The sequence below is a fragment of the Myxococcus eversor genome, assembly GCF_010894455.1.
In the GTDB taxonomy this organism is placed as follows: Bacteria; Myxococcota; Myxococcia; order Myxococcales; family Myxococcaceae; genus Myxococcus; species Myxococcus eversor.
In genome coordinates, this window is sequence record NZ_JAAIXY010000029.1 from 72740 (window position 1) to 86363 (window position 13624).

Here is a 13624-nt window from a genome sequence, read left to right on the forward strand (position 1 = left end):
GTCCTCGCGCCAGGGTGGGAAGACAGACAGCCCAGAGCAGGAGGGGGACTACAAGGGGTCGGCGGGCGCCCATGGTTCGACGTATACGATGGCACCTCACGGCTCTGGCTCAGGCGACCGCCGCTGGGTGGCGCAAGCACAGACAAGCGAAACTGTCTACCCATGGGGGCGGTTCGGCCCGGACCCCGGGGACTGCTCAGCACTCCGGCAGGCCGACGCTGAGGTTTGCGACCTCGAGCACGTTGACGGCGAGCCCGCCGCGAGCGGTCTCCTTGTACTTGTCCTTCATGTCGCGGCCGGTGTCGCGCATGGTCCGGATGACCTTGTCCAGGCTGACGAAGTGGCGTCCGTCGCCGGAGAGGGCCATGCGCGAGGCATTGATGGCCTTCACGGAGGCCATGGCGTTGCGCTCGATGCAGGGCACCTGCACCAGGCCGCCAATGGGGTCGCAGGTGAGGCCCAGGTTGTGCTCCATCGCGATTTCGGCGGCGTTCTCCACCTGGAGGGGCGTGCCTCCGAGCACCTCGGTGAGGGCGCCCGCGGCCATGGAGCAGGCGCTGCCCACCTCGCCCTGGCAGCCGACCTCGGCGCCGCTGATGGAGGCGTTCTCCTTGTAGAGCACGCCGATGGCGCCGGCGGTGAGGAGGAAGCGCACCACGCCGTCCTCGTTCGCGCCGGGCCAGAAGCGCCAGTAGTAGTGCAGCACGGCGGGGATGATGCCGGCGGCGCCGTTGGTGGGCGCGGTGACGACGCGGCCTCCCGCTGCGTTCTCCTCGTTGACGGCGAGCGCGTAGAGGTTCACCCAGTCGAGCACGGTGAGCGGGTTGGTGAGGCCGGCCTCGGGGCGGCTGAGCAGGCGCTGGTACATGGCCGCCGCGCGGCGCTCGACCTTGAGGCCACCCGGGAGGATTCCGCTGGACGCGCAGCCGCGACGCACGCACGCCTGCATGACGTCCCAGATGCGCAAGAGCCCGGCGCGGATGTCCTGCTCGGAGCGCAGCGTCTTCTCGTTCGCCATCATCAGGGCGCTGAAGGGCATGCGCTCCCGCTCGCACAATTCCAGCAGCGTCGCCGCGGACTGGAAGGGGAAGGGCAGGGGCGTGGTGTCCTTGCGCAGCGGGTCCTGTCCGACGGACGCGGACTCATCGACGACGAAGCCGCCGCCCACGGAGTAGTAGACGCACGCGTCCAGCTCCACGCCGTCCGCGCCGAAGGCGGAGAAGCGCATGCCGTTGGGATGGAAGGGCAGGCTGCGGCGGCGGTGCATCACCAGGTGCTCACCGTCCTTGAAGACGATGTCCCGCTGGCCGAGCACGCTGATGCGGCCCTCGGTGCGCCAGCGCGTGACGATGGCGGGGATGCCCTCCACGTCCACGGCCTCCGGCGTGTCGCCGCGCAGTCCGAGCACCACGGCCTTGTCGCTGCCGTGGCCCTTGCCGGTGGCGCCGAGCGAGCCGAACAGCTCCACCTTCAGGCGCGTGAGCTTCTCCAGGTGACCGCGCTCCGCCAGACGCAGCACGAACGTGCGCGCGGCTCGCATGGGCCCCACGGTGTGGGAGCTCGAGGGACCGATACCAATCTTGAAGAGGTCGAAAACGCTGACAGCCATCGCGGGCGCAACATGCCACGTTTCCACTTTTGTCCCAGCGCCTCGCGGCGTGACGTTCCTGCTCCATGTGAAGCGCGCGACTTCTTGGCGTGCCAAGGAGGTGAAGCTCGGCGAGGTGGCGAGCGAGCACGTCGAGTGGAGTGCGCCGGTTCTTGCCGCAGGAGGCCATGGCGAACGCACTGCGTCGTGAGGGCTGGGGTGTTCTTCTCTTCGGAGACTGGAATGGGTGGAGCGGGTCTTCGCGGGTCGGTCGAACGCGCGGCGCGGGTGCGGGGTGACGGCTCAGGCGACGGCGCGCTCGGGGCGCAGAGGGGGGGGACTTGCGCGGCGCTCCTCTTCGGTGAGGGCGAGTGACTTGCGGTATTCGGCGGCCTCGGCGATGCGGGTCAGCTCGAACTCGCCGTGGTGTTCGTGCACGGCCTTGGCCACCTCGTCGAGGGAGACGCGGAAGAACTCCTTGCGCTCGTTGATGCGGTTGACGCGGCGTTGGGCGAACGTCCGGTGCAGGGCGGCTTCGAGCGACGGTGCGTCCGCGGTGCGGATGATGGCGTGGACGTCGAACTCGAAGGGGACGGAGGCGTCGCCCAGTTCGTCGATGCGGTCCTGGGGCACGAGTCGTCGCGTCATGCCGACCTTGTAGATGTCTTCTCCGAAGGAGCCGATGTTGGAGATGACGTAGACGTGGCCGGTGCGGGTGAGCTGGGCCTGGGAGATGGCGCGCTGACGTTCCTGGTCCTCGGCGACGCGGCGCTCCAGTTCGGCGATGCGTTCGAGGAGCTTGGATTGTTCGGCGCCCTTGCTGCGCTCCAGTTCCCCACGGGCCTTGCGCAGGGCTTCTTCGTCACGCTGGGCTTCGCGCTCGGCCTCCAGCTTCGCGCGTTCGAGTTCGCGCTGCGCGGTCTCCTCCTCGCGCATCTGCTCGCGGATGCGGCGTTGTTCCTCTTTCTCCTCCTGGCGCTTCTCTTCGTATTCGTGGGCGAGGCGCAGTTCTTCCAGCTTGAGTTCGACGTAGTCGCTGGCGATGAAGCATTGCTGAATCTCGGTGAGGCCGCTGATGGCCTCGGAGGCCTTCTGGATGCGGCCCTCCATGGCCTTGATGTTCTTGTAGGTGACCTTGGCGACACAGGCATCGGCTTCGCCGTTGAAGGCGCGGAGCATCAGCTTGAGAGTGCGGTCCGTCTGCTTCTTGCCTTCGGCCTTGCTTCCGTTGACCGTCCATTCAATCTTGCAGGAGGCGGCTTGCTTGTTCTTGAGCATGGCCTTCTGTCGTTCGCGGAGGGTGTCGAGGCGGTGCTCGTACTTCTCCGAAGAGGAGAGGTTGTAGATGGGTTTGTAGAATCCGTAGGAGCGGAGGATGGTCTCCTCTTCGAGGGGGAGGAGTTCGGCGCGCAGTTTGATGATGAGTGGTTCGAGGCGGGCCTGTTCCTCGCGGGCGTGACTGCGTCGGGCCTCGACTTCGCGGACGGCCGCGTCCGCCTGTTCCCTGGCGCGGGCGAGTTCCGTGCGGCCTTGCTCGCGGGCGCGGGCGAGTTCCGTCTGGGCTTGTTCGCGGGCCTGGGTGAGTTCGGAGGCGATGCGGGCGCGTTCGAGGCGGATGGCCTGGTCGGTGGAGGCCCTGACCTGTTCCAGGTCTGCCTTGGCGCCCCGGATGGCGGCGTCCGCGAGTTCGCGTTCCCGGGCGAGCTCCGAGGCCACGCGGTTGCGCTCGGTGGCGAGCATGTGCTCGGACTCGGCCTTGAGGCGTTCGAGGGAGGAGAGGACGCGTTGTCGCTCGGCCTCCACGTCGAGCACGGGTTTGAAGCGGGCTCGGACGGCGCGGAGTTGGAGGGCGGTGCGGACCAGGAGCCCGGTCAACAGCAGGCTCGAAATCGCCAGGGCCAGGACGGCAGGCTGCATGGAGGTCTCCCCCGTGAGGTGTCCCCGCCGTCGGATGGTGGCGTGGAGGAGGAGGACTGTGCGCCCGAGGAGGTTTGCCGGGGTATCACCCCCGGGGGGTATTGTTTCGTCCCCGTGTCACCTGTTGCTCAGGCGTGCTCTCGTGGGGCAGGGCGACAGAGGAAACGATTATTGACGGGGTCATGATTCATTGAATGGCTTGGATACCCCGCTCCATGCGTGTCGTTCTCGCGGCGAGGGTCCCTCTGTGTCAGGGCGGATGTTGCCTCGACTGGCCGGCCGAGCCGACACCACTGATGGGGGGCGGGGTCGATGCCCATCTTTGCCTCAACCCCCGATAGGACCTGTTGCTGGCGACACCTCGGCGAACACCGGCGATGGCGGCGAGAGTACCCGTGCCCCCGGGATGCGGCATGACTGGATAGACGTCTCCCCGAGTAGACGGCCGTCCGTGTTGCGGGACGCCGTCATGGTTCCCGCTCTCCGTGGCTCCTGAGTTCAGGATGGAATCACACTGGGGGGCTGGGCTGGCCGAGTCGAATGGCTTGGTACTTCATGTTGCGTGGGAGTGAGGCCGACATGTCGGCACTTTCCTGGAAAGCCAATTGCAAAGGTGTCGTCAGGTTGAAGTGCGTAGCGCTTCTCTGCCTCGACTTTTGATTGCCCAGGGCCATGCTCGCGGAACGCATGGGCCCTCCTGGTCTTGGTGTGTGAAATCTGGTTGCCAGTGATTCGGGTGGAAAATTGCGACTGAGAGATGTGCAGGGGGACTCGATGATTCCGAACCGATGGGTTTTCGTAGGGTTGCTGTTGCTGGGGGTGATGACGGCGCGAGCAGAAGGACCGGCTCCAGCGTGGTTGGATGCCTATTCGCCGCGAGAGTCGGTTGCGCCCGTGGCGTTGGACAGTCCGGCCCCCTGGAGCGGAGCCACGTCGCTGGGGGAGGACCGGACGCGGGCCTATGAAGACGCGCATGCAATCTGGGAGTCACGGCGAGACGTTGCCCAAGCTGAACTCTCCGCGACGCTGACAAGGGCGCATGACGCTCTTGGCGCCCAATCTCCCTGGTGGGAGCGATTCTGGCATTCTCCCTGGCCCTCTGATGATGAGCGGGACGCGCTCGAACAATCACGCGAAGAATTGCTGAGTGCCAGGCAATCCCTCCAGGCCATTCGCAGCGGAGACGAAGCGGCGAACGCTTATCGCGCGGAGGTTCTTACGGAACTCGAGGGCCAGCTCAAGGGGCTCGAGACACGCATGAGTGGAGGCTACGCTCGAGCGTGGCTCATGCTGTGGGATGGGGGGCCGCACGAGGATGTCCTGCGGCTGAAGTCGAAGGTCCTGGTCTGGGAGACCCGACTCACCGTCGATGACCTGAGTCAGGTCGCTCGCATCGAGAAGCTCGATGTCACGGATCTCCAGGAGGGCGTTGTCGGGCAGCCGCTTCCCCAGCCCGTCACGGTGCGAGTGACGACTGTGAACGGGGAGCCGGTCCTTGGCGCGACAGTGACGTTCAAGGGGCAGTCGCCCTCGATTCCCACGTTTCTTCCCGTATCGGGAGGCACGACGCCTGCCTCTCAACTCTCGGTCCTCACGGATGAGAGTGGGCTGGCGTCGGTTCGGGTCCTTCCGGATACGAACATCCCGCGGAACTCCTTTCTCCGCGCTGGAATTCCCCATGGGCAGCGCCTGGGATTCAACGCGGTGACGGCGGAGACCACGAACGGTACCCAGACCTTCACGCTTCAAGCGTCCTTCGTTCATGTGGGGCTTCCGGATGTGCCTGCGGTGATCGATCGCCTGGCGAATGTCAGCGCTCCCCAGGAGGCGGCGATTCAGCTCGTCTCGCCGCTCTATGCCAGGGTCTTCGACCGCTACGGAAATGCCTGTGCGAATCAGAAAGTGACCTGGACCCAATTGGCGACCACGGGACGCTTCTTCCGAGTCCAGGACGCGGTGAGGCCCCAGGTATTGGACACGGCCAATCCAATGCAACTCATGGCGCTCGATGAGTGGACGGATACGGATGGTTGGGTAGGGCCCGGTTATATCCCGGGGACCAGCAATGGCACCTACTCCGTGACAGCGACAGTGGGGACGCTCAACAAGACTGTCTGGGTCAACGTCAACACGTTCGCGAGGTACACGCTCCGGGCGACGAGCAATGGCGACTTCAACGGGGCCTACCGGACGTCCGCTCCCGTGGTCAGGACCTTCCAGCTTCTGCGATGGCCGCAGAATGCTCCAGGATGGGTGCCGATTACTGGCAACGAGCCGGACCTGCTCGGTGTCGCGGTCCGCGTCCAGACCCATTCGGACCCCGAAGGAGACTTGCTCGCGTCGGTGGTGACGGCTCCGAGTCAGATCGGTTCCGACCCATTGGACGATGACAAGACGATGGTCTTCCGGCAGCGCTACCTGCTGCCGGATGGCTCCCAGCGTGTGTTCATGAGTGGCACTGTCTACGAGCGCCGCGCCAACAGCCAGGTCGTGAAGGTGTGCTGCGATCGTGACCTCTACAGCTTCAATACGTCCACGACCCCCACGCTCGAATCGCGCCGGCGCCTCCAGAGCGGCGCGGTTGTTCCGACCGGTGGACTGGCCCTGACTTCCGATTCAGGGGTGGGGATGTCCGTGCGCAACCGCACGTCGGGTCAACTCTATGCCCGGATTACGGTCCAACCTCATACGTCAGGGGACGCGGTACTCGACGGCTCGAGTCTCGAGCGTGACGCTGACAACGACATCGTGCTACCCGCGGCGAGCAACCCCCTGCGCATCCTGCCGCTCTTGGCTGGAACGCAAGGCGGGCGGGTTCGCTTCGAGCTCTACGCGAAGGACCATGCCGAAACGCCACCCTTGAAGGTGCTCCAGGCCAGCGATGAGTTCGAAATCCTTCGGCCAGATGGAGACATCGTGCTGTCGGGATTGCCCTTGGCGGCCCGATGGATGCTGCCTGCCTGGGATTTTGTCTCCGCACAGAAGCCCACGCCCGGTCAGCCTCCTGATGAGGATGCACAGGCTCCCGTGGCGTTCCCGGCGCGCTTGGGGGTGAAGGTCTTTACCGATGGGCGCCTCGTGGTCAGTCGGATGGGAACGGAGCTGGCCTCGGCCAGGGTGCGGACGGATGCATCGGGAATCACGGAAGTCGTTCCTCTGAGCGGTTCTGTCACCCAGGGGCTCGAGGGCTTCGCATGGGCGGACGTTCCTCCTGGGGCCGTGGGAACGGAGGACCTGGATGTCACGCTGGTTCCGGAGAACCCCAATCAGGACGCCTTCCACGAAGCGGTGCCCCTGACGACCACTGCGGGAAGCATGAGCAAACTCCCGGTCGCCCACACCTTCGTCAAGGGTGTCAGCGTGGTGGACGGGCATCTGGTGAAGCAGGCGACGGATGTCGATTCGCCGAGCCGAGGCGTGGGGCTGGCGTGGACGCGGACTTATTCCTCGGGTGTCGCAGAGGAGGGATTACTGGGACCGGGCTGGTCGCACGGCTACGAGGGAGCTGTCCTGCCCGTGGGAGGCGGATTCCGCTACGTGGTCGTGGGAGGCGAAGGGAGCGGGCATACGTTCAATTGCACGGGGGAGGGCGTGGGATGTGTGCCCCAGCGCGGCTTCCACGGAACGCTGCGTGTCGAAGGGACGGGCTCGGGCCGCGAGTTCATCTTCCGCTCGAAGTCAGGTGTGGAGTATCGGCATGGATATCTCGACACCTCGGTGTATCCGGCCAGGTACCGCCTGACGTCCATCGTCGCTTCGACGGGGCACAAGGTGTCGCTGCGCTATGGCGATGCTTCGGTGGACAGGGCGCTGACACGGATTCATGACGAGTCGAGTGGTCGCCTGCTGCAGTTGAGCCACCAGCGTCAAGCGGGCCATTTGCGACTCCAGCGAGTGGAACTGCATCACGCGACCAGCGTGGATGCCACCACCCTGACTTCGCTGAATGTCTGCGTTCAGTACGACTATGACAACCAGCAGAGGCTGGCCAAGGCGTCTCGTTACGACGGAAGCTGTGGGAGCGGTGTTCCGGCCAGGGAAGAGTCGTATTCCTACGAGAGCGGTGCCACCGAACTGGGCCGGACGCGGATGTCTCAGCATGTCGGTCCGGATGGCCAGGTGGTTCGCTACACGTACCACAGCGCCAGCGAAGCGATGCCCGGTGAGGATGCCTACCTGCTCCTGATGAACAAGGATTCGCGGGTGAAGACGGTGGTGGAGACGCTCTCGACGCAGCCGCTGCGTGAGGCAACCACCCTTTTCACCTACAGCATCGCGCCCGAGTCGCGAACCGTGCTGGGGCAGTCGCTCACGACCTTCGCCACCGAGGTGAAGGGGCCTCGGCCCGAGGTGCCCGCGACACGCTACCGGATGATTGCCACGGGAGCCGTCGCAGAGTTGGAGCGGCCCGTGTCTGAGGGAGTGGTGGCACGCACGGGTACGTTGTGGGACGGCCTGCATCGGACACGGGCGGTGGAGCAGGACGCTCGGGGGCGGGTGACGCACTTCGCCTATGACGAGAAGGGCAACCTGACTGCGAGTCGCATCGAGGGAGCGGCGCTTCCGGCCTCCGACGGAGTGGCGGCCACGGTGGGCGTCACGGATGGCCAGGGACAGGTCGTCTCAGAGGTGGTGGAGAAGTGGGGTTACGACGCGAGCTTCAATGCGCTCGTGTGTCATGTGGACCCGGAAGGGTATGCCACGGTGTCCCGCGTGGACTCCACGGGGGATTCGCCCGAGGACCTCCTGCCGTTCGGAACGGGGCGGCTCCTGGAGACGCGTCGCTATGTGAATCGGGTGCCTCGCCCGGTGTTGTCGTCTCAAGCGACGTGCGCGGAGGCGGTGGCTTCGTTGGCGGAGTCTCCGCAGGACGTGGTGTCGCAGTGGAGGTATTGCGGCGTCGAGAACGCTTCGTGCTCGACGGGAGCACTCACGGGGGACTGGGTTCAGACGGTGGGAGCGGATGGGCACGTGGAGAGTGCCACGGCCTACGACGCTTATGGCCAACTGCAGTCGAAGACGCTCCAGGTGAATGGCGCGTCCACGGTGTCCGTCGAGTATGTGCACGACGCTCGAGGCCGCCTGCTGGAGGAGCAGGATGGACTGGGACGTCATCGGGTCCAGGAGTGGGATGGGTTGGACCGCGTGGTGAAGGAGGAGCAACTCAATTTCCAAGGGCCAGGGACGACTCGCACGCTGGAGTACACAGCGGGAGGCGCGCTTTGGACGGAGGAGATTGGAGATGGTTTCGTCCGGACACACAGCCTGGATGCAGCGGGTCGACGCGTGCGCACGCGGGAGTCCGGCGGCGGGCTCACGACGACGTTGGAGACCCGGTTCACCTATGACGAGGTGGGGAATCGCACATCAGTCACGGACAGGCGAGGTGTCCAGACGTCCACGCAGTACGACTACGCGGATCGCCCGGTGGCAGTCACCGTCTCCGTGGCGGACGGTCCTCGCTTCATCGCGAATGGAGGGAGTTCCGACGAGGTGGGTCGGGTGCGGACGGTGGCCCGGTTCGCATACGACGTCGTGGGCAACAAGGTGTGGGAGTCGGACGTGTCGGGTCATGACCGGACGTACCGGCTGGATTCGCTCTACCGAGTCATCGAGGAGAAGACCCCCGAAGTGCCGGGAGCGACCGAGGGTTCGTCCGCGGTGCGGTACACGATTGCGTCCGCGTACGACCTGAAGGGCCAGAGAGTCCGCCAGGTGGACGGGAACGGGCACGCCAGCACGGTGGAGTACGACTTGATGGGGCGTGCCATCGTCTCGACGGATGCGAGCGGGCGGGTAGAGCGCCGTCGTCACGATGCTCGGGGCAATGTGACGCAGGTGCAGTGGGCGGCGGGAGGTGTTCAGCACCGCATGCGGAACACGACGTATGACGGCCTGAATCGTGCGCTCTCGTCTGTGGAGACGGTGGAGAAGGCGTCGGGCCAGCATGTCTACACGACCCAGACGGTCCACGACGACTCGGCGCACGTCGAGTGGACGCGCAATGCTCGTGGCTTCGTGCAAGCCCGTCACTTTGATGGACTGGGTAGAGCCTTCAAGTCCGTGGAGGACGCGAGTGGCGGACCCCTGCCTCGGCAACCGGATGCCGCAGGGGTGGGGCCGGCACTCAACCTGACGAGCACGGTGGAGTATGACTCGTACGGACGGGTTGCCGCTCAGGTTGATGCGCTGGGGCGTCGCACGGAGACGACTCACGACGCGCTGGGGCGTCGGGTGCATGTGCTGCATCCTATGGAGGCGATGGAGCGCCAGTTTTTCGATGGCGAGGGAAATCCCATCAGCACGTGGGATGTGCGAGGCCTGGAGCGACGATTTACCTTCGATGCGCTGGGGCGCGTGCGTTCCGAAGAGCTGGTGGAGGGCTTTTCCGGGGCGAGCTTTTGGCTGACGGTCAGTCAGCGGACCTATGAGGATGCCCTCGGATTGGATGGGCTGACACGCGAGAATGTGTTGGATGCCCGAAACCAACTGACGGTGCTCTACCGTGACGGCCTCAAGCGAGAGGTCCGTCGGGTCGACGCAGGTGGGTACAGTTGGGCGACCAGGTTCGACGCGCTGCACAAGAGACAGGAGAAGGACGCGAAGGGCCAGGTGACCCGGTTCACCTATGATGGTGTTGGTCGGTTGCTGAGTCAGACCGAGCACCCGTCGGTGGGGCAAGCCGCGACCTACAGTCAGTCCTGGAGTTACGACGACGCGGCTCGTGCGCAGACGTATGTGAATCGACGAGGTGTGCCCACGGCGAGTCGTTCCGATGGTCTGGGGCGCAAGGTGCACGAGGTGCGTGGTCAAGGAGATGTGGTGGCGGAGGAGTCCTGGACCCATGACGCAGGGAACAATGTCGTGCGCTCTGTGGATGCGAATGGCTACTCGACGGTTCGTCTCTACGATGGGGCGGGGCGACTGCTTGAGGAGACGTTGGGGGCGGGGACTTCGGACGCTGCGGCCACGCAGTTCCAGTACGACGCCGTGGGGCAGTTGACGCAGAAGAAGGGGCCGCGTGCGACGGGCGCCTCCTTCGATGTCCGCTACTCCTATGACGACCTCGGGCACAGAGTGCGTGAGGAGAATGCGCTCAATGAGGTCACTGTCCGTGTCTTTGACAATGCGGGCTTCGTGGATTGCGAGCAGCGACCCAATGCCCAGCCTACGCTGCCGCACGGAGGTGCTGCGGGGAAGAGCCGCGCGACGCTCACAGCGGAGGTGTGTCACCAGGATGGCGCTGCTGTAGCGCATTTCTCGCATGATGAGATGGGGAAACGACTGGGTGTCGTGGATGCGGGGGATCGCATCTATTACTTCAGGTATGACGAGGCGAGGAATCTCGTAGCGAAGCAAGACGCGAACGGAAACCTCACGACGTATGAGTATGACGCCCGCAACCTTCGTACGGCCGAGCATCAGCATCTGGATAAGCATCGGTCGCTGGTAGGCAGTCGGCGCGACGACTACCCGATGTTCGAGGCCGGAGCAGCGCCGTTTGGTGACGTTGGAACTCTCACGTGGCGGTACACGTACGACGAGAATGGGAATCTGGCCTCACAAGTAGATCCCAAGGGACAGCGCACGGTTTATCTCTATGACCTGTTGAACAGGCTGAGGGCGAAATCATATTCGCAATTTGCTTTGCCCCGAGTGCTTCCCTCGACGAGTGCGGACGGCTTTGTCTTAGACGGGGAAGGGAACGTGACGCGGGAGCATCAGTTCAAGAAGGTCTCGCCCAATCATGATGAAATCGGTGAATCGACGGTCTCCACGTTCGATGCGCTCGATCGGGTCAAGACGAAGCAGCGTCAGTACGACTGGAAACAGATCTCATATGACTACGATGCCATGGGACACCGCACACGTGTGGTGGACTCGGATGGCATCGAGACGACGTACGCATACGATGCACTGGGGCGCTTGAGGAGTGCGACGCTTCCCACGGGGACGATGCGTTACCACTACTGGCCCGATTCCTTGCCGAAGAGGACTGAATGGCCCAACGGCGTGTCCGAAGGGCGTTGTTATGACGCTGCCGGGCGCCTCGGCCAGTTGATCGTCGTGCGTGGTGGAGTGTCCGAGACCTGTCAGCCGATTGGGCAGGTGCTCAGCCGTTACTCGTACACGTATGACGTGAACGGGAACAGGTTGACGCAGGCAGAGGCGCGCACGTCTCCACAGACGCAGTTGCTCGGGGCAGAAGGAGTGACGTCGTATGGCTATGACATCGTGGATCGCCTCACGGGTGTGGCCGGCCCCGATGGGAACACCACGCTCTATCGGTTGGACCAGTCGGGAAACCGTACGGGCGAGCGCGAAGCGCCGACAATCGCGATAGACAGCTTCGGGCTGGGCCCTGATGCATTTGAGTCGGTGCCGGAGTCGGTACTGGCGCGGGATGTGACGACGACGTTCAACCGAGTAGATTGGGTGCGGACGATCGTGGATGCGAAGAATTCCCGGCTCGATGTCCTGCTTGAGTATGACCTGGCTGGCAACTTGGTGAAGCGCCTGACTGGGATAGACGCTGTGCGCACCTTTGCCTGGGATCCTCGTCAGACGTTGACGGCCGTGTTCGATAACGGAGTACAGGTGGGACGGTACGATTATGACGTCCGTCTCCAGCGAATCAGGAGGCAGACGCCTTCGGAGAATGTTGCTTACGTCTTGGACGGCGATTTCGTCTTGCAGGAGGCAGATGGGGGTCGGGTGCCGTGGTTGACGCGGCGCCGCTATCACTACGCGGATGGACCTCTTGCGGTGGCTGACGTCGGTACCTCGACGACGTCGACGAACTTCTTAATGTCAGACGCGCTGGGCAGCGTGACAGACGCGATTGCCGCCAGTACTGGCGGCCCTGTCACCGAGGCTCGGCAGTATGACGCGTGGGGCAACCATCTTGGAGGATCCACGCCCGCTGCCGGTGAGTTCAAACTGGGGTTCACGGGACATCAGTACGACGTGGAGACAGGGCTTACCTATGCACGAGCCCGGTACTACGACTCGAAATTGGGTATCTTCATCAGCCGAGACAGCTTTGAAGGGAACGTCGAAGATGCACCGAGTCTGCATCGGCACGTGTATGCGCGCGTCAACCCCCTGAGTTTCGTTGATCTGGATGGGCATGAGGCGAAGTTGACGGACGTCGGCAAACAGCTGAAGGGGCAGCTCTACAGTGCCGAGCTTGCACAACTCGGCGATGAGCAACTCGCGGGCGTCCTTCGTGAATCCACTACTCACTTCATGGGCGGATCGGCGCCAGGCCAGTTGCAGGCACTCATGGAGGACCGTGAGCAACTGGAAGCCGCTGTTTGTCGCTATCTGGAGTGCAATACCAGCGCGTTGAGTTGGCGAGTCGAGCAAGCGCGGCGTGCACTGGAACGAACTGGTAGTAGGGTGGGGGGGTACCTATCAGGGCTACCCATTGTTCGGAAGGTGAAGACCGTTGGGAGTGAGGTGGAAGAAGTCGTTGAATCCACCAAGGAAAGTATTGGTGAGACAGTCAGGTTCACGGTTCAGGACGCCATCTCCTCCAAGCATGCCTCCCCGATGGGTGACAGGTTCGCGAAGGCTATGGGGGACGCGGCGGAGTTGGAGACACATCTGGCGATGAAGGTGGGTGGGGAATATCTCCAAGGGAAGACGCTTGAGGGAATGGTTGTTGCTGGAGGCGCGATTCTTGGCGGGGCTAAGGTCGAGGGTGCTCTTGCTGTAGATGCCCTTCGCATTCCAGGGCGCGTTCAGTCTCGGATCAATCTGGCAAAGGGGCACAGTGCGCTCACGCCCCTGCGGCCAACAACGGGCCAGAAGATTTCTGCAGGATGGGATCATGTGATGAGTGGGCACTTCAACAAGCCGCTGGCAGGCAGTCGTTCCGTGTTCAGCACGTCGCCCGATAGGTTGCGCGAACTGCTTCAGCACCCGAATGTGGTTTCAAGCCCGGTGAGGGCAATCCCGGGTGGCCAGTATGTGCGAACAGTGGACACCGGCGAAGTGATCGGAAATACTGCACTGAAGTTCGGTGGCGGTGAGACTTCCTGGATTGAGGTCTTTACTGATAGAGGCGGAAATTTGATTACGACTTATCCAGTTCCAATGCGATGAGAGCATTCT

General features: G+C 63.9%; 3 protein-coding genes. 1 reads left to right on the top strand and 2 read right to left on the bottom strand.

Annotation, left to right across the window (positions count from 1 at the left end; all coding sequences use genetic code 11):
- Nucleotides 1-196 precede the first annotated feature (196 nt).
- Nucleotides 197-1609 carry an L-serine ammonia-lyase gene (locus G4D83_RS40760; protein WP_163870347.1) on the bottom strand — a complete coding sequence of 471 codons (1413 nt, stop codon included), beginning with the start codon at nucleotides 1607-1609 and terminating at the stop codon, nucleotides 197-199.
- Between the two features lie 282 nt (nucleotides 1610-1891).
- The gene (locus tag G4D83_RS40765) at nucleotides 1892-3505 is read right to left on the bottom strand and encodes an SNIPE associated domain-containing protein (protein WP_163870348.1); all 1614 of its coding nucleotides are present in this window, start codon (nucleotides 3503-3505) and stop codon (nucleotides 1892-1894) included.
- Nucleotides 3506-4792: 1287 nt separating this feature from the next.
- Here G4D83_RS40765 and G4D83_RS40770 point away from each other — a divergent pair.
- Entirely contained in the window at nucleotides 4793-13615 is an 8823-nt protein-coding gene (locus G4D83_RS40770; RefSeq protein WP_240357098.1) for an RHS repeat-associated core domain-containing protein, read from the top strand.
- Nucleotides 13616-13624 lie beyond the last annotated feature (9 nt).